Origin of the sequence: Paenalicyclobacillus cellulosilyticus (assembly GCF_014647315.1) — a bacterium.
Lineage (GTDB): Bacteria > Bacillota > Bacilli > Alicyclobacillales > Alicyclobacillaceae > Alicyclobacillus_J > Alicyclobacillus_J cellulosilyticus.
Genome location: NZ_BMOY01000032.1, coordinates 1 through 17,435 on the forward strand (window position 1 = coordinate 1; position 17,435 = coordinate 17,435).

General features: G+C 63.0%; 18 protein-coding genes, 1 tRNA gene, 1 pseudogene and 1 riboswitch. Of the genes and pseudogenes, 4 read left to right on the top strand and 16 right to left on the bottom strand.

Going from position 1 to position 17,435, the window contains the following annotated elements; genetic code table 11:
- Nucleotides 1–374: pseudogene (locus IEX97_RS09825) on the bottom strand (DDE-type integrase/transposase/recombinase); the annotation flags it as partial.
- Between the two features lie 169 nt (nucleotides 375–543).
- A riboswitch (ZMP/ZTP riboswitch) is annotated at nucleotides 544–629 on the top strand.
- 75 nt (nucleotides 630–704) lie between these two features.
- Between IEX97_RS09825 and IEX97_RS09830 the strand changes: the two are divergent.
- Nucleotides 705–1,622: a bifunctional 5,10-methylenetetrahydrofolate dehydrogenase/5,10-methenyltetrahydrofolate cyclohydrolase gene (locus IEX97_RS09830; RefSeq protein WP_229776768.1), complete on the top strand. Its 918-nt coding sequence runs from the start codon at nucleotides 705–707 to the stop codon at nucleotides 1,620–1,622.
- A gap of 29 nt (nucleotides 1,623–1,651) precedes the next feature.
- Here IEX97_RS09830 and IEX97_RS09835 read toward each other — a convergent pair whose 3' ends face one another.
- From IEX97_RS09835 to hemQ, 3 genes are all read right to left on the bottom strand, one after another.
- Nucleotides 1,652–3,253 (bottom strand): WD40/YVTN/BNR-like repeat-containing protein, encoded by a 1,602-nt coding sequence (locus IEX97_RS09835; RefSeq protein WP_188882715.1) that lies wholly within the window; start codon nucleotides 3,251–3,253, stop codon nucleotides 1,652–1,654.
- Between the two features lie 31 nt (nucleotides 3,254–3,284).
- The gene (locus IEX97_RS09840; RefSeq protein WP_188882716.1) at nucleotides 3,285–3,527 is read right to left on the bottom strand and encodes a biotin/lipoyl-containing protein; all 243 of its coding nucleotides are present in this window, start codon (nucleotides 3,525–3,527) and stop codon (nucleotides 3,285–3,287) included.
- Between the two features lie 91 nt (nucleotides 3,528–3,618).
- Nucleotides 3,619–4,386, bottom strand: coding sequence for a hydrogen peroxide-dependent heme synthase (gene hemQ / locus IEX97_RS09845; RefSeq protein WP_229776770.1), 768 nt, complete (start codon nucleotides 4,384–4,386; stop codon nucleotides 3,619–3,621).
- A 235-nt stretch (nucleotides 4,387–4,621) separates the two neighbouring features.
- On the opposite strand from hemQ, the gene IEX97_RS09850 reads away from it, so the two are divergent.
- From IEX97_RS09850 to IEX97_RS09860, 3 genes are all read left to right on the top strand, one after another.
- Nucleotides 4,622–6,046, top strand: coding sequence for an NAD(P)/FAD-dependent oxidoreductase (locus IEX97_RS09850; protein ID WP_188882718.1), 1,425 nt, complete (start codon nucleotides 4,622–4,624; stop codon nucleotides 6,044–6,046).
- A 97-nt stretch (nucleotides 6,047–6,143) separates the two neighbouring features.
- Entirely contained in the window at nucleotides 6,144–6,878 is a 735-nt protein-coding gene (locus IEX97_RS09855) for a biosynthetic peptidoglycan transglycosylase (protein ID WP_188882719.1), read from the top strand.
- Nucleotides 6,879–6,937: 59 nt separating this feature from the next.
- Nucleotides 6,938–7,876, top strand: a complete 939-nt coding sequence (locus IEX97_RS09860; protein ID WP_229776772.1) for a patatin-like phospholipase family protein — start codon at nucleotides 6,938–6,940, stop codon at nucleotides 7,874–7,876.
- On the opposite strand, the gene ndk is transcribed toward IEX97_RS09860, so the two are convergent.
- The 12 genes from ndk to der form a co-directional block, all read right to left on the bottom strand.
- Nucleotides 7,843–8,286, bottom strand: coding sequence for a nucleoside-diphosphate kinase (gene ndk / locus IEX97_RS09865; RefSeq protein WP_188882754.1), 444 nt, complete (start codon nucleotides 8,284–8,286; stop codon nucleotides 7,843–7,845). The genes IEX97_RS09860 and ndk overlap by 34 nt on opposite strands.
- A gap of 162 nt (nucleotides 8,287–8,448) precedes the next feature.
- Nucleotides 8,449–9,411, bottom strand: coding sequence for a polyprenyl synthetase family protein (locus IEX97_RS09870; RefSeq protein WP_188882721.1), 963 nt, complete (start codon nucleotides 9,409–9,411; stop codon nucleotides 8,449–8,451).
- A gap of 12 nt (nucleotides 9,412–9,423) precedes the next feature.
- Nucleotides 9,424–10,143, bottom strand: coding sequence for a demethylmenaquinone methyltransferase (locus IEX97_RS09875; RefSeq protein ID WP_188882755.1), 720 nt, complete (start codon nucleotides 10,141–10,143; stop codon nucleotides 9,424–9,426).
- Nucleotides 10,143–10,877 (bottom strand): heptaprenyl diphosphate synthase component 1, encoded by a 735-nt coding sequence (locus tag IEX97_RS09880; protein WP_229776787.1) that lies wholly within the window; start codon nucleotides 10,875–10,877, stop codon nucleotides 10,143–10,145. Before IEX97_RS09880 ends, IEX97_RS09875 begins: the two co-directional genes overlap by 1 nt.
- Nucleotides 10,878–11,014: 137 nt before the next feature.
- Nucleotides 11,015–11,248 (bottom strand): trp RNA-binding attenuation protein MtrB, encoded by a 234-nt coding sequence (mtrB, locus tag IEX97_RS09885; RefSeq protein WP_188882756.1) that lies wholly within the window; start codon nucleotides 11,246–11,248, stop codon nucleotides 11,015–11,017.
- A gap of 96 nt (nucleotides 11,249–11,344) precedes the next feature.
- Nucleotides 11,345–11,421, bottom strand: a tRNA-Pro gene (locus IEX97_RS09890).
- Nucleotides 11,422–11,616: 195 nt separating this feature from the next.
- Nucleotides 11,617–11,889 (bottom strand): HU family DNA-binding protein, encoded by a 273-nt coding sequence (locus IEX97_RS09895; protein WP_188882724.1) that lies wholly within the window; start codon nucleotides 11,887–11,889, stop codon nucleotides 11,617–11,619.
- Between the two features lie 78 nt (nucleotides 11,890–11,967).
- On the bottom strand, nucleotides 11,968–13,446 hold the full coding sequence (gene spoIVA / locus IEX97_RS09900) for a stage IV sporulation protein A (protein ID WP_188882727.1): 1,479 nt from the start codon (nucleotides 13,444–13,446) through the stop codon (nucleotides 11,968–11,970).
- Between the two features lie 400 nt (nucleotides 13,447–13,846).
- Complete coding sequence (gene gcvH, locus IEX97_RS09905) at nucleotides 13,847–14,230, bottom strand: glycine cleavage system protein GcvH (protein ID WP_188882728.1); 384 nt, start codon at nucleotides 14,228–14,230, stop codon at nucleotides 13,847–13,849.
- A gap of 97 nt (nucleotides 14,231–14,327) precedes the next feature.
- Nucleotides 14,328–15,362, bottom strand: a complete 1,035-nt coding sequence (locus IEX97_RS09910) for an NAD(P)H-dependent glycerol-3-phosphate dehydrogenase (protein ID WP_229776774.1) — start codon at nucleotides 15,360–15,362, stop codon at nucleotides 14,328–14,330.
- Nucleotides 15,363–15,416: 54 nt separating this feature from the next.
- The gene (gene plsY, locus IEX97_RS09915; protein ID WP_188882729.1) at nucleotides 15,417–16,028 is read right to left on the bottom strand and encodes a glycerol-3-phosphate 1-O-acyltransferase PlsY; all 612 of its coding nucleotides are present in this window, start codon (nucleotides 16,026–16,028) and stop codon (nucleotides 15,417–15,419) included.
- An 89-nt stretch (nucleotides 16,029–16,117) separates the two neighbouring features.
- Entirely contained in the window at nucleotides 16,118–17,431 is a 1,314-nt protein-coding gene (gene der / locus IEX97_RS09920; RefSeq protein WP_188882730.1) for a ribosome biogenesis GTPase Der, read from the bottom strand.
- Nucleotides 17,432–17,435: the final 4 nt, after the last annotated feature.

A 17,435-nucleotide genomic window follows, 5' to 3' on the forward strand; every position in this document is an offset into this window, starting at 1 on the left:
GCCAATGTGGGGCGGCTTATGCTTGCCAATTGGGAGCGTATCTCCTCGGTGAGTGTGAGTTCCCCGTGGGCCGCGAGTTGTTCGGCTGTGGATAACAACACCGGATGCAAGCGTTCGGCGCAGGGATAGTCCAAGGCTTCCCAGATGAGCTGGATCACGGGCATGGCGGCCTCGTACTTGCGTTTTCGCGGCTTGGTGTGGCGGCGAGCGGTGGCTTTGGGCGCGTGGCGCAACACCGTGATCGCATACTTTCGAGCGTAACCGAGCGTGGCGACGATCTCGTCTATAATTTGGGATTTCTGGGTTCTGGTTTTGGCTTGTGCGTAGCGTTCGCGCATGCTGGTCAGATACTCACGGCGGCTCTTCAATGACATTCGCACAACGATCCCTTCGGTTTGATTTCGATTTGAGTGATCTGAACCCCTTTCAGTTAGATTTTAAGTGAGTGATCGCGGCGGCTTGATGGGCTTCCTTTGCGCACGGTATAATTTCCGTTGAGGACGGTTTAGAATTGACGAGCGCGTGAATTGGACAACCGCATCCGAGCTGTCGCACGACTGGCGGAACCGTGGAGTACACCACAAGGGAGTGCGGCAGGGTTTCGCTTGCCGGCCGCCTGGGCACACGTGGGATTGCCTGGGCGGCTTTGCGTTTTCAAGCGCAGAAATCCAAGCGCGGAAAGAGGACGGGATGTCACGATGGGCATGGCCCTCTCCGGAAAACCGGTGGCGGATACGATTCGCGCCGCGGTCAGCGCGCGCACCGCGCGGTGGCGAGCCGAGGGTGTGCGGCCGCGGATGGTGATCTTGCTGATTGACGGAGACCCTGCGTCCGCCTGTTATGCAGAAGCCAAGGTGCGAACGGCCCGGCGGATCGGCATCGAGGCGCAGGTGTGGCACTTTCCCCGCGATGTCCGGGAAGCCGAACTGATAGAATCCATCGCCCGGTTGAACGCGGACGACAAGGTGCACGGCGTCATGCTGGAGCTACCCTTGCCACCTCACCTGGACGAGCAGCGGATTGTCGAAGCCATCGACCCTTGCAAAGACGTGGACGGCCTCACATCGGCCAACCGCATGGCCAATTTGACGGGTGCGCCAGGGATCTACCCAGCCACACCGCTGGCGTGTGTCGCGTTGCTGCGCGCGTACGGATACTCGCTCTATGGCAAACGCGTCACCTTGGTCGGATGCGGCAAGACGGTCGGGCAACCCCTCCTGCACGTGCTGCTGCGTGAACGGGCGACCGTCACGGTCTGCCACGAGGCGACCGTGGACATCGCGTTTCACCTGCGAACAGCCGAGATCGCGTTCGTCGCAGTGGGGAAGGCCGGACTCATCACCAAAGAGATGGTGCACAAAGACCTCGTGCTGATCGACGCCGGGATCAACCAGACGCCGGACGGGCGGATTGTCGGCGATGTCGATCCGGCGGTCGCCGATGTGGTCGCGGCACTCTCCCCGACACCGGGCGGTGTCGGCACCGTCACGACGATGCAACTGTTCGCCAACTTGATGCATGCACTCGACTTACAGGTGGCGCGGCATGAACGCCCGTCTGCGCAACACACTTCCGCGCCACCAGCGCAGGACCGTCTGGTCTTTGGTCCGGAAGCGCGCTGACGGAGAGGGCGCCGCAGGCCGGCACACGGTCAGCCCGGCGACGATGACGCCGGAAACGCCGCTTGGGGCAACAACGGACGCCCGGGACCGGCCGCCGCAGACGGGGTCACGCCGCCGCCTGCCACCACGGCTTGGTTCGACGCCTGCCGTACGGTGAGGCGCCAAGTCCAATCGCTCAGATTGAACGTACCGGTGACGCGCGGCCCGGCGAAATGAACGACCGTCCCATGGTTCGTGATGGCGCGGATCTCCACCTTCCCGACCGCTCTGGGACAACGGTAGAGGCGCCAGCGGGCGGGCGAGGATGCGTGTTGCGTCGTCACTTCGACGTAGGGCACGCCTGCGCCCGCATCGCCTTGCCCCATGGCGACCAAGAACGGTTCCTCCTTATCCCCTGTTTTGACTGCACCGTCCTGCCAAGCGCTCCAGACCGCGATGTCGAACGGTCCTTCATCGGCCACGATGGGATGGACGGTCGCCGCACTCACGTTGTCCGGCACCGGTCCGGGCGACTTTGGCCACAGCGGACGCCAGGAAACGCCCCCGTCTGCCGTCTCAAGGAGCAACCCGCTTCCGTCGCTCACCGTGACCGCCAACCAACCGTGTTTTGCGTCGGCAAACGATGCGGTGAACGCATCGGCACCGGTGAGCCCGCTCACGGTCAGGTGCAGCCAGCGGCGCCCGTCCGGTCGCGTGAGCGACACCGTTCCCCACGTTCGGCAGGCAGCGCAGCGGCCAAAGAAATAAGGCATCCCGCCGGCGGCGACCAGCACCGGCGTCTGGGCGTCGATGCGTTCCTGCACGCGGATCGTCGGGTAGAAAAGCGTACGAAACGACGGCTGCGCCAACACCGAGTGCCATGATGCTCCGCCGTCGGTCGTCGCGAACACCACATACGGGTTTTGATCCGCCGCACCGACCGGAGATGTCCACAACACCCACGCCGCGCGGCGACCGACGCCGGCAATCTGGGCGGACCAGGGTGTTCCGCGGTCGAGCGGCGCGGTGAACACCTTCCGCCAATGCCGTCCTCCGTCGTCCGTACGCCAGACCCGTCCTTCCCCGGCCGCCCAACCCACCTGCCGGGAGGAAAACGACACGGCGTCCACAGCCGGCAGGCGCATGACCCAGCGTCTGCCGCCGTCCGCGGTGTACCAAAGCTGGTGTCCGCACACCACATACCCCGCGCGCGCGGAAAGCGGCAAGGCGTACGTCACGGGCAACGGATCGCCTTCGCCGTCATGGACAGGCGGCAGTTTCATCCCGCGCCACGTGCGTCCTCCATCATCTGTGGCCAACAGGCCATGGCTCAGCAGCGCCCAACCGGTATCCGCATGGACGAACACGAGCGCGCGCACGCTCTGCGATCCGCTGTACGACCGGTACCAGTGCACCCCGCCGTCGTGGGTGGCGAGCACCAGTCCGTCTCCCCCTACGTACCCGTGGCGGATATCCGGAAAAGCGACGGCGGACAGCGCAGGCCAAGGGCCGTTGTACACCGCCCAAGCAGCAGGTTCCGTTGGGTTCGCGGCGACATGGGACAAGGTGTTCGGACCCATCCGGCAACCGGTCACCACAGACGCGGTCAAGAGCATCGCGGCCACCGTCAACCACGTGCGGTGTTTGACCACGAAGGGTTTACCTCCCTCCGCAACGTGACCGTCATCGTATACCCGCCGGATCAATCCGGCATATCACTTGCCCGGGACGGACCGTATCCCCCGGCTGAACGAGCAGTTCGCGGATGACACCCGCACATTCGGCCGGCACTTCCACCGTCACCTTGTCGGTCGTCACCTCGACCAACGGTTCGTCCATCGCGACGACCTCTCCCACTTGCTTCAACCACTGGGTCAAGACGCACGCTTCCACATGTTCGCCGAGCGGCGGCAAGACCACGTCCATGACGCCTCATCCCCTTTTCGCAAAGCCTTCGCCTCGACACACGCCGGGCCGTGGACACGACCCGAAGGTGTGCCGTCTGTCGCCGCGGTGCTCAGGTGCAGGCGAGCAGACGGCGCAGATCGTGTTCACTTTGGCGCACGCCGACGTAGAAGGGACCGAAATCGGCATAACGCGCGCTGGCCTCGTCAAACCTCATTTCATAGACCAGTTTTTTGAAGTGCAGCGGATCGTCGGCGAACAGCGTGACCCCCCACTCCCAGTCATCCAAACCGACCGAACCGCTGATCATCTGCACCACTTTGCCTGCGTATTGGCGTCCAATCTGGCCGTGGCTCTTCATCAAGCGCCGCCGCTCTTCCATCGGCAGCATGTACCAGTTGTCGCTGCCTTGCCGGCGCTTGCTCATCGGGTAAAAGCACACGTACTGCATGTCCGGCAGTGCGGGCTGGAGGCGAGACACCACGTACGGGTCAGCCATGGGATCGACACCCGGCTTCGCCAAGTAGGCACTGAGTTCCACGACGGAGATGTACGAGTACACCGGGAAGGTGTAGTCGGCGAACGGTGTCTTGGCCAGTTGGAACTTCAAATCATTCAGCTCTTGGATCGTCGGGCGCAAGTGCAGGAACAACAGGTCAGCCTCGCTGCCTGCGACGGCGAACGCGGCATAACTGCCTTGCCGCCGGGCGCGGTGTTCCAAATTTTCTCTGTGGAACGAAATCAGTGCCGCCGTCGCCGCCGTCCGCGTCGCGACCGGCGCTTCCTTCCAACGCACCCAATCGATCCGGCGAAAGTCGTGCCAGACGTACCATCCTTCCAGGGTTTCCACCGCTTCGTGGCGCACGGGTTCTTGGTGCACGGGATCTCCCCCCTTCGTCCAATCCATGCGTACGCCCTGACCTTACCACGTTCCTCCGCAGGATTCAAACGCAGCGGGTCCGTGCGGCGGCGCGCCGCCGCGCCACCGTCACAAAACCTCCATGGAGCATGGCGATGTGGAGGCAGGGGAAGACGCTATAATGGTGAGGGTTGCCTCCAGGCAGTGCGGATTGCCTGCAGACGACCGAGGGACGGCCAACGCGGGAGGTGGTTTGATGTCCCGGACGTACGACGTGGTGATTGTCGGTGCCGGCCCGGCCGGTTTGTATGCTGCGTACGAATTCACCTTGAAGGCGCCCTCCGCCAAGGTGTTGTTGATTGAAAAAGGGGTCGAGGCGAAATACCGCCATTGCCCCATCATGGAAGGGAAGATCGACAAGTGCCCGCCGCCCAACCGGATCAAGACGTATGCCAGCTGTTGGCCGGCATGCGGGGTCATCAACGGTGCGGGCGGCGCTGGCAGCTTTTCCGACGGAAAGTTCAACATCACCGCCGAGTTTGGCGGGTTTCTGACCGACTACCTTCCGCCGTCGCAGGTCTTGGACCTGATCCACTATGTCGACGCCATCAACCTGCGCCATGGCGCGCCCGACACCATCACGGATCCCACGACGGAGGCGGTGGCGCGCATCGAGCGCCGCGCGGCCGGAGCCGGCTTGAAATTGCTGCGCGCCCGCGTCCGCCACATCGGCACCGACCGCAACCTGGAGTTGATGACCAGCATCTTCGACTACCTGTCCCAGAGAATTGAGATAAGGTTCCGGACGTTCGTGGAAGACCTGCTGCTTCATGACGGACGGATTGCCGGCGTCCGCACGCGCGACGGCGAGGAGATCCGCGCGAAGAACGTGATCCTCGCGCCCGGGCGGGACGGCGCGACATGGCTGTCCGACCTGTTCAAACGCTACGGCTTGCGCATGACCAATAACCAAGTCGACATTGGCGTGCGCGTCGAGACGTCCAACGTGATCATGCAAGAGATCAACGAGCACCTGTACGAAGGCAAGTTTATCTTCAATTCTCCGTCGACCGGATTGCGGGTGCGGACGTTCTGCGCCAACCCGTCCGGATACGTGGTCGTGGAAAACCACACCGGCGTGATGGCAGCCAACGGCCATGCGTACAAAGACCCGAAGCTGGCGTCGCCGAACACCAACTTCGCGCTGTTGGTCAGCCATCGCTTCACCGAACCGTTCGACCGGCCCAATGAGTTCGCGCGCCAGATCTGCCGCCATGCCAACGAACTGAGCAACGGATCAATCATCATCCAAAAATACGGCGACCTGCTGAAAGGAAGGCGCAGCACCCCGGAGCGGATCCGGGAAGGGTTCATCGAGCCCACCCTGAAGGAAGCGGTACCGGGGGACCTTGGGCTCGTCCTGCCGTACAAGACGATGGTGGCATTGATGGAAATGATTGAAGCGCTCAACCACGTCACCCCCGGCATCGCCAGCGAGCACACCCTGTTCTACGGGGTCGAAGCGAAGTTTTACGCCGCGCGGGCTGACGTGGACCGGCGGTTGCAGACGAAGATCCAAGGACTGTACTGCGCGGGGGACGGCCCTGGCATCTCGCGCGGCATCTCGCAGGCGGCGAGCAGCGGTGTCTATGTGGCGCGGAACATCATCGAGACGCTCTGAGCACGGGCCCCGCCGGGGCCGCGGCGGGGCTAAGCAAGCAGGGTCGCGGCGCATCCGGATGCGCGCGCGTCCACAAGGAGGCGCAATCCGGCGCCGGATGCGGACCTTCCTCGTCATCTGCGGCGCCGTGCTTTTGGCTTTCGCGTTCGCTTGGAGCGCGTTGTACATCTACTTCGTCCAAGTGCGGCCACTGCGGCCGCGGGCGGAAGCGGCGCTCGCGCAACTTGTGCGGCAGTACGGCGTGCATCCCGTTCAGGCTGATGAGATCCCCGCGTTCTTCCGGCACGCGGTCATCGCGACCGAAGACCGGCGCTTCGCGTGGGACCCTGGCATCGACCCGTTGGGGATCCTGCGCTCTCTCCTCGTCGACGTGGAACGGGATGGCTATGTGGAGGGCGGATCGACCATCACCCAACAGTTGGCGGACAACCTCCTCCTGCACAGCAAGGAGAAGACCATCGGCAGGAAATTGCGCCAGGTCTTCTACGCCATCGGGCTGTACGACGTGTTCAGCAAGCAGGAGGTGTGGACCATGTACTGCAACGTGGTGTATTTCGGTCATGGTGCGTACGGGCTTTACAACGCGGCGCAGACTTACTTCGCCCGCCCGCCTTGGTCGCTCAATCCGGGCGAATTGGCGCTGCTCGCCGGTCTGCCCAACGCGCCTTCGGTCTACGATCCGTTGCGCCATTTCTCTTTGGCCCGCGCCCGTGAACGGGTGGTACTCGACAACATGGTGGATGCAGGGATGCTGACCCAAGCCGAGGCGGCAGCCGTCTATCGCCAGCCCATCCGCTTGCGATTCGGCGTTGCACACGGGCGAGCGGGCTGATGCGGATATCCCGCCCCGCCCGCGCATATACATCCCTGCGTGGGGTGGATGATGGTGCCATGCGGATCGGCATCGCGTTGAGCGGCGGAACGCTCAAGGCGGCGGCACACGTGGGTGTGCTGGCGGCGTTGGCTGAGCTCGGGGTGCACCCGGACTGTGTCGCCGGGACGAGCGCCGGATCGCTCGTCGCCGCGCTGTACGCCCACGGGTACTCGGCGGACGAATTGAAGCGCTTGGTGGATTGGTTCCCCGGTCCCAGGCTGCTCGATTTTGGCTTCCCCATCCTCAGCTCCGCCTGGTCGTTGCTGCTGGCGGCGGCCGGGAGACGCCCCAGGCGCTTGCCAAACGGCTTGGTGCGGGGGAACCGGCTCGCTGCCTACATCGCTGAACTTTTGCGCGGGCGCACCCCCGTTTTGCCGTTCTACATCATCGCCACCGACCTGCGCACCGGCAGCCCGGTCACGTTCACCAACGACATCGCGGCCATCGCCCGCGGCATCGCCTGCCCAGTTCAAGACGTGACGGCTGCCGTGTTGGGCAGCTGTTCGTTGCCCGGGCTCTTGACGCCCGTGGAGATGGGCTCTTGGTTGCTCGTCGACGGCGCGTTTCGGCATTATGTGCCGGTTCACGTCCTGCGCCAGGTCGGTTGCCAGAAACTGCTCGCCGTCAATCTCCATCACCTGGACATGGACTGGGAACCGCAGACGTTCATCGATGTGCTGGTTCGTTCGTTTGAAATCCTCTTAAAGGAATCCATTGAAAACGATGTGGATGGTCCGGACCTGTTCGTCCTTGAACCGAACGTGCATGCCACGTGGTGGTCATTTCGGGAGGTCCCGCGGTTCGTGGCGGAAGGGGAACGCGAGGTGCGCGCGCGGCGCTCGCAATTGACGGTGTTTCTCCGCACACCGCCCCGGCGCGGGCCGCGCGTCGTGTTCCACGCTCTGCCCGAAACAGGGTCAGATCAGCGGATCCACACCTCGACCGATTTGTCGTAGCGGAGGGTCTCGCCGTCAAACCAAAGCTGGATTTCCCGCGCCGCACTTTCCGGCGAGTCGGAGCCGTGGACCACGTTCATGCCGATGGTCAGGCCGAAATCGCCGCGGATGGTGCCCGGTGCCGCTTCCGCCGGGTTGGTTTTCCCCATCAGCGACCGCGCGACCGCGACGGCGTTCTCCCCTTCCCATACCATGGCCAGCACAGGAGAAGAAGTGATAAATTGAACGAGCTCGGAGAAAAACGGGCGCTCCCTGTGTTCCGCATAATGCGCTTCCGCCAGTTCGCGCGATACCTGCATCAGGCGCGCGGCCACCAGCTTCAAGCCCTTGCGCTCAAAACGGGAGATGATCTCTCCCATCAGACCGCGTTGCACCCCGTCGGGCTTGACCATCACAAACGTCTGTTCGATTGCCAAAAACCACCACTCCTCATCGCGACGGGCCCGGCGGGCCGCATGATGTACGCGGTGTTATTGTACTGAAACCCACGCGGACGATTCAAACCGGTTGCGACCTGTCGCCGGGAGAAAAACAAGCCGCAAAAGAGCGCGGTGCGGCGGCGCGCGCCGGGATTAAAAGCGCCGCTGGTTCAAAAACCGCGCGACCGCGGCGAGATCGCGGCGGACAAAAGGCAAGGCCACGGCGTCGAGCTCTCGCATCGCCTTCGCCATATAGCGCTCGGCCACCCGCCGCGCCACCGACACGCCGGGAGAGGTGCGCACCAGCTGCAGGGCCGCTTCCGCTTCCTCCGCTGCGACATCCGCCTTGACCAAGCTCCGCAACGCCTCACGGGCGCCGGTCTGCGCAGCCACCAGCGCCGGCAGGGTCAAATTGCCCTGCCGCAGATCCCCGCCCACGGGCTTGCCGAGCTCTTGCTCATCGCCGACGATATCGAGGATGTCGTCAATCACCTGAAACGCCATGCCGGTGTAATAGCCGAAGCGCCGCAAACGCCGGACCGCCTCCGGCGCCGCCCCGGACACCATCGCGCCGACGGCACAGCTGGCGGCAATGAGCAGCGCGGTCTTGCGCTCCACCCGCCTTAGGTAATCGCGCACGCTCTGCTGCCAATTGAAAAAGTCTTCGATTTGCTCGATCTCGCCTTCGCATATGCGCACCATCACATCCGACATCTCCCGGTGCACCTCGACATCCGCGACGCGAGAGAGCAGTTGGATGGCGCGGGCAAATAAAAAATCTCCCGTGTACATCGCGGCCCGGTCCCCGTACTGATTGCGTACGGTCGGCCGCCCCCGCCGCAGGTCGGCGTCATCAATCACGTCGTCGTGCACCAGCGTCGCCATGTGGACGAGCTCCAGCGCCGCTGCGGCGGCGTACACCCGTTCCGTCGGGCCTTGGCCGGCGCGGCTGGAGATGAGCGCCAACAACGGCCGGACGCGTTTGCCGCCCGCCTCCAACAGGTGCGCGGCCGCGTGCGTCAAGCGGGGATGGGCGGACGCGACCGCTTCCCGCAGGATGCGATCCACCTGCCGCATCTCCGGTTCATAGCGCGCATAGACTTCGCGAACGTCCATCGCACCCCCGCCTTAACCCTCGTCTTTCCAACCCATGTGCAGCGCCGCCACCCCGCCCGTCAGGGCGTAGCTCACAACACGCGTCAGCCCCGCCTCGCGAAACCGTTGTTCCAAGCCGCGCCGGTCCGGAAAATCGGTCAAGGACGCCGGCAACCACGCGTACGGCACCTCTTTGCCCACGAGCCATGCACCGAGCCGCGGCACCACTTTGTAAAAGTAAAAATAATACAACTCACGGAACACCGGCCACTCCGGCTTCGACAACTCCAAGGAAACCACCTTGCCGCCCGGTTTGACCACCCGGCGCATCTCGCGGAGCACCTGGACGACATCCGGGACATTGCGCAGGGCAAAGCCGATGGTCGCCACATCGAACGTATCATCCGGAAACGGCAACGCCATGGCGTCGCCATGGACCCAGGAGATTCGGTCCGCAAGTCCGCGCGCCGCCGCTTTGCGCCGCGCCACCTCCAGCATGTCGTCGCAAAAATCAAGCCCCGTCACGTGCCCGTTCGCACCCACCGCTTTGGCGAGGGCCAAGCTCCAGTCTCCGGTCCCGGCCGCGACATCGAGCGCCCGGGCGCCCGGCGGCACCCGCAGCTTCCGCATCGCCACGGCACGCCACACTTTATGTTGGCCAAAGCTCAAGACCGAGTTCTTCCAGTCATACTGGCCGGCAATCTGGGCGAACACCTCATGCACGAACGACGCCTTCTGTTCCTTCGCCACCATCAACGGTTGCCCTCGGCGAACGTTTGCTTCTCCATCCATCGCTTCATCCCCACCAGATAATCGATGAGCAGGGAATAGAGCGGCTCCACCACGGCGTGTTTCGGCAGGTGGACGTACCTTTCCAACGCGTCCGCCATCCACTCATGCGCTTGCCGAAAGGAGAACCCGCGCGGCCCGCGCAGGCGGCGCACCTCGGCATCCAACGCAAACGCCTCGACCAACGCACGCACTTGCCGCTTGGCGTCGTTCGACAACCCCACGTGATCTGCCAACGCGAACAACAGCGCGCCGTGCACCGTCACCCAAAGTTCGCGCGCTTGTTCCGGCGGAACCGACCCGCCATCCCCGTGCAACATCATCTTGGCTTCATTGATTTGCACGACCGCTTCACAAAGCGCCGGCAGCAACCCTGGATGACCGGAACGGGCCAATACCCAGTAATACCGGCTGCTGTCGTAATCCCCCGCGAGCACCACCAGCTGGCGCGCGGTCCCGGTGTGTTCCTCCACCGTATCGTGGATGGCCAAGCCCTGATGAAGCAGCAACACAGCCTCCAGGATGGGTTGGGATTCCGCCGCCGAAAACCCCGCCGCCTGCAGGATGGCCCACGCCGTGTCAAAATGAAAACGGCTCACAGTCTGGCGAATCTGACAGGCCCGCAGAAACGGATGGTGCATATACTGTTGAACCTTGCGCTGCACACGGTCAAACAACGCTTCTGTCAGGTCTGTCATCGCCACCGAAGGTTCCATCCTCTCGCGTCACAATCCCGCACGGGCGGTCCGTCGCCGACGGTCTTGTCCTTTGCATCCGCATGACATCAGGCAAGCCGTATTATACCACACCGCGAGCGGCCCAGTCTGGAAGCGGATCAGCCGTCGTCATGCGTGCGGATGATGCCGTGCTTGGTATACAGTATGGCTTTGCCGCGGATCTTCATGGCCGAGGTATGCTCGGTGAATTGAGCGAGCATCACCTCACCCTTGTCCAATTTCTCCGCATGGTGAAACTTCGTCTCCGGACCGCGCGTCAAGCCGATGACCTGCACCCCGTTCTCCAGGGCATGAATGACAAAATACTCGCCAAGGACCGAAGCCTCGCCCATGTCTTCCCGCTCCTCGCCAGGTGACGAACCGGCGCTGCGCCGGTGCGCCACCGCCTCCAAAAATGAAAAACACCAGCGTGCAACACGCTGGTTCATTGGTCGGAATGCCGGGATTTGAACCCGGGACCTCTACCTCCCCAAGGTAGCGCGCTACCAGGCTGCGCTACATCCCGATGACCGCTACCGCAGGAATCATTATAATGCACGTCCCGGACAAACGCAATGCCCGCATCCCTCGGCAGGGTTCCCCATGAGGATGCCATCGCGACCGGTTGCGCTTCGCCATGCGATCACGCCGGTCGGGCCTGCGTTGGAGACGGCCGCGTGATTGCAACCCCATGGCCGCCTCCGCGATCATCCTCCTTCTGTCAACGCACGCCTTCACGCAACAACTTGCCCGCCCGGAATGCCGGCACGCGGCTTGCCGCGATCAAGATCTCCTCGCCCGTCTGGGGATTTCTCCCCTTGCGCGCACGGCGCTCGCGGATTTCAAAGTGCCCGAACCCCACCAACTGGACCTTGTCCCCTCTGGCCAGCGTTTCGGCGATCACGTCCATCATCACGTCCACCACGTCCGCCACGTCTTTCTTCGCAATCCGGGTCCGCTCCGCGATGGCCTGCACCAATTCCGCCTTGTTCATACGCTCACCTCTGCCAAGGAGAAACTTGGGAATCTGATCATCGTTGTTTCCGCAGAGGCGCAATTTATACCTGTGCGTTTACAGGATGATGGCGATGAGACCGCCGCTTCCCTCATTGATGATCCGTTGCAACGTTTCGCGGAGTTTGTACTGGGCGTTTTCGGGCATCAGCGACAGCTTCGCGGCAATGCCTTCCCGGACAATGGCGGCGAGGGACTTTCCAAAGATGTCGCTCTCCCATATCTTCAGCGGATCGGTTTCGAAGTCTTGCATCAGATAACGCACCAGCTCCTCCGACTGCTTCTCCGTGCCGACGATGGGGGCAAACTCCGATTCGACGTCGACGCGGATCATATGAATGGACGGCGCGGTCGCCTTGAGCCGGACGCCGAACCGCGACCCTTGGCGGATGAGTTCCGGTTCGTCGAGCGTCATCTCTTCCAACGCCGGCGGGGCGATGCCGTACCCGGTGAGTTTCACCATCCGCAGCGCGTCGGCAACCTTGTCGTACTCGCGCTTCGCATGGACGAACTCTTTCATCATCCGCAACAATTGATCGCGGCCGGTGATCTTGACGCCGACGATCTCTGTGAGCACCTGGTCGTACAGCTCATCGGGAGCCGACAAGTCGATGACCGCGATCCCCTTGCCCATGTCCATGTGGGCAAGTCCTGCATGGGAGATGAACTCGTATGTCGCAAATTGCGCCACCACCCGGTCGATATCCCGGACGCGCCGGATGTCTTGGACGCACGTCTCGACGCAGGTGTGGAACTTTTGGCGCAGCCAATGGTCCTCATCGAGCACCATCACCCAGCTCGGCAGATTGACGTTCACCTCCCGCACCGGAAACTCGTACAGCGCTTCGCGGAGCACCGCGTAAATGTCGTCCGTCGTCACGGTTGCACAGGACAAGACGAGCACCGGTACGTCGTATTTGTCGGCCAACTGAGCGCGCAGGTCTTGGGCGTACGGATGGTCCGGATGTGCAGAATTGACGATGATGACGAACGGCTTGCCGAGCTCCTTCAGCTCGGCCACCACGCGTTCCTCCGCCTCCAAGTAACTTTCGCGCGGAATCTCGGCGATGGTCCCGTCCGTGGTCACGACGATGCCGAGGGTGGAGTGATCGGTGATCACCTTCCGGGTTCCGATCTCGGCCGCATCCTGAAAGGGGACGGGATCGTCAAACCAGGGCGTCGTGACCATCCGGGGGCCGTTTTCATCCTCGTATCCGCGCGCACCCTCCACGGCGTAGCCGACACAGTCGACCAAGCGCACGTTCACGTCCAGCCCATCGGCCACCTGGATCGCGACCGATTGATTGGGGATGAACTTCGGCTCCGTCGTCATGATGGTCCTGCCGGCCGCGCTTTGCGGCAACTCGTCCGTGGCGCGGACGCGATCGGCCTCTTCCTTGATATTGGGTAAAACGACGAGTTCCATGAACTTTTTGATGAACGTGGACTTGCCAGTGCGCACGGGGCCGACTACGCCGATGTAGATGTCTCCCCCCGTCCGTTCCGCAATGTCCTTAAAGACGTCGAACTTTTCCACGAGTTCCCCTCCTCGTCGCGCAGACCTGACACTCGGGAGCGCAGACGCCACCGTGGCCGCCGGGACGACGCCGCGCCGTCATCAGGCCAAGTTCTGCCGTCATACCGGCGTAGACGGATGTATCAGCTCCACATCCTCCCGCGCGCCACTGACAGCCGCACGTCCACGGGACGCTGTCCACTGGATAAGGACAGTACCATGTATATGCAGCGCCGACTGTCATATGCCGCGGGGGACGCAGCGTTCGTTTCACCCTCATCTATATGGCCGAGCCGTGAAAATAGAACGAGCACAACCGGACTTGCCATCCAGGTTGTGCTCGGGCGTGGGACCACCTGCGGGCAGGATGACCATGGAGCATGAGGAGAGATGGTGCGGGATGGAACGGAGAAGCACCCGTTCAATCGCTTGTATGTGCTTGGTACCCTTCCGCGTCGAGGAGTTGATCCAATTCGGTCGGGTCGTCCATTTCCACTTCAATCATCCAACCGGAGCCGTACGGGTCTTCGTTGACCTGTTCCGGGCGGTCGGCCAGCGATTCGTTGACGCGCACCACGCGGCCGCTGACAGGAGCAAACAGGTCCGAAACGGTTTTCACCGATTCGACGCTGCCGAACGTGGAGCCGGCTTGTACGGTGCTCCCCGCTTGCGGCAAGTCGACAAACACGATGTCACCCAACTCCGACTGGGCGAAATCCGTGATGCCGATGACCGCGCGGTTTCCTTCCACGCGCACCCATTCATGTTCCTTCGAATACTTCAGATTGGACGGAATATGACTCACGGGATGTCCCTCCCATTTGGCGCTGCGCGCCGTGGCATCGTGGGCTGCGCCTCCTATGTACGAAGGGTGTTGCTCCTAGTGTAACGAATGCGACGGGTCAACTCAACCAGCGCGCATACAGCGGGACGGCCACGTCCTCCACTTCGTGCGCGCGGGGGCGGCCCATCAGCTCTTTGACCGCATCTTGAGGCGATTTACCCCCGAACAACACGTCGTACGTCGCCTGCGTGATGGGCATGTCGACCTCATGGCGCGCCGCGAGCGCGACGGCCACCTTGGTCGCCGGGACCCCTTCCACAGCCATCCCCACTTCGTTCATCGCGTCAGCAAGAGACAATCCGGAAGCGAGCAGGCGTCCGGCGCGGAAGTTTCGGCTGTGCCGGCTGGTACAGGTGACGATGAGGTCGCCAACCCCCGCCAAGCCGGCAAACGTCCATGGCGAGGCGCCCATCTTGATGCCCAGGCGCGCAATTTCGGCCAACCCGCGCGTCATGAGCGCCGCTTTGGCGTTGTCTCCGTATCCCAAACCGTCTGCGATCCCGACCCCGATGGCGATGATGTTCTTCAGCGATCCGCCAAGCTCCGCGCCGACCACATCCGGATTCGTGTACACGCGAAACGTGGCGCTCATCAAGACGTCTTGAACGGTCTCTGCGGTCTCCTGGCAAACGCTCGCCACCACGACGGTCGTCGGATACCCGCGCACCACCTCCTCGGCGTGGCTGGGGCCGGAGACCACCGCCATCCGCCGTGTGTCCCATCCTGTCTCTTCCTGCAATACCTCGCTCATCCGCTGGCCGGATGCGACATCGAATCCCTTGACCGCATGGACCAACAGCGCATCGGCCGGAATGAACCGAGCCGCTTGCCGGGACACCTCCCGCATGGCGGTCGACGGGACGACGAAAAATACCGTCTGTGCTCCGGCGAGCGCCCACGCCAGGTCGGTCGTCGCGAGGAGTTGGTCGGGGAGGCGCACCCCGGGCAGATACCGGTGGTTCTCATGACGGAAGTTGATGTCATCGACCGCCGCGGACTGACGCCCCCAAAGCCGCACGTCATGGCCGTTTCGGCTCAGCAACGTCGCGATGGCGGTTCCCCAACTCCCCGCGCCCAGAACTGCAATCCTCACGCTCCTCCCCCCCACGGACAGCCGCGCGCATCCCCTTGATTTGCCGGTTACCTGTTATTTGCCGGTCATCCTGGTTTCTTGCCTGTGGAAAATGCGATGTTCTTTTCCTTTTGCCAATCGTACAATGTTTTGCCTGTGCCGGTAGATCGAGAGGAGCGCGATGACCGCGGACGCCGCGACGGCCCCCCACGGGGCATGAAACCAAACGCCGAATGCCGGCGTCAAGATGGTGAACATCAGCGAGGCCAAGGAGACGTACCGCGTGAGCAGCAACAGCGCCACGGCCACAGCACCTGCAGCCAAGGCGGGCAGCAACATCCATGTGGACAATACCCCGATGGCCGTCGCGATGCCCTTCCCCCCGCGAAAGCCGAAGAACACCGGCCAGTTGTGGCCCGCAATCGCCGCGATGCCTGCCGCGTACACCACCCAAGGGGTCCCGTGTGCCCATCCCATCGCCAGCAAGGAAGCGATGACCCCTTTGGCGACGTCGGCGATGAGTACGACAAGCCCCCATTTCAAGCCAAGGACGCGCACCGTGTTGGTCGCCCCTGCGTTGCCGCTGCCGTGTTCCCGGATGTCGATGCGCGCCACCACCCGGCTGACGATGGTACTGGTCGAGATGGATCCGATCCCGTACGCGAACAACAAACAGAGCAACCACATGTCGTTTCCCAAACCCCCGTCAAACCCCCGTCAGCCTATGCCACCTGCGGCCATGGCCACCGCGCCCGCGCGATGGTCCGCGCGGGCCGCTAGGACCTGGCGCGGACGGAGAGCCGGATGGGCGTTCCCGCGAAACCGAACGCCTCGCGCAGTCGATTCTCCAAGTACCGCTCGTACGAAAAATGCATCAGGGACGGATCATTGACGTACAGGGCAAACGCAGGCGGTTTGACGCCCACTTGGGTCGCGTAATAAATTCGCAACCGCTGGCCCTTATCGCTCGGCGGAGAGACGGTGCGCACCGCATCCTGGATCACGAGGTTCAGCGTAGAAGTCGACACCCGCATACAGTGCGATTCTGCCAGCCGTTGTGCCAACGGCAGGATGCGGTGTATCCGCTGTTTGGTCCGTGCCGATACGAACAACACCGGCGCCCAACGCATAAACGGGAATTCGGACGCAATGGCCTCTTCAAACCTGTGTGCCGTCTTGTCGTCTTTCTCCACCACATCCCACTTGTTGACCAAAAACCCCATGGCCCGCCCGGCGTCGAGGGCATGTCCGGCCACCCGTTTGTCTTGCTCGGTAATGCCCTCGGCACCGTCGATCACGACGAACACCACGTCCGCCCGTTCGATGGCGCGCAGTGCGCGGAAAATACTGTAACGCTCAATCGTTTCGTACACCTTGCCTTTGCGGCGAATGCCCGCTGTGTCCACCAAGATGTATCTCTGGCCGCCCACTTCGACCGGCGTGTCGACCGCGTCGCGCGTCGTACCCGCGACCGGACTGACGACCAGGCGCTCTTCCCCCACCAAGGCATTGATGAGGGAAGACTTGCCGACATTCGGCCGACCGATGAGCGCCACGCGAATCGCGTCTTCGTCCTGCGGCGCTTCCTCCGCGGCAGGGAGCAGGGAGACGACCGCGTCGAGCAGGTCGCCCGTGCCCGCGCCGTGCTCGGCGGAAATCGGGATGGGTTCCCCGAAACCAAGTTCGTAAAATTCATACGCAGCCCCAAAGTGATGCGGATGATCCAGCTTGTTGACCGCCAAGACCACCCGTTTCCCCGCACGGCGCAACAACCCGGCCACATCCCGGTCGGCGACCGTCAGGCCTTCGCGGCCGTCCACCACAAAGATGACGACGTCCGCTTCATCGATGGCCAATTCCGCCTGCACCCGGATCAAATTTTGCAGCTCGTCCACGCCGTCTAAGGTGATCCCGCCCGTATCAATCAAATGAAAGCTGCGGCCGTTCCAATCGGTCGTACCGTAGATGCGGTCGCGCGTAACCCCCGGCGTGTCTTCGACGATGGAGATCCGCTCTCCGATCAACCGATTGAACAACGTCGATTTTCCGACGTTCGGCCGGCCGACGATGGCCACCACGGGCAAGGCCATGGCA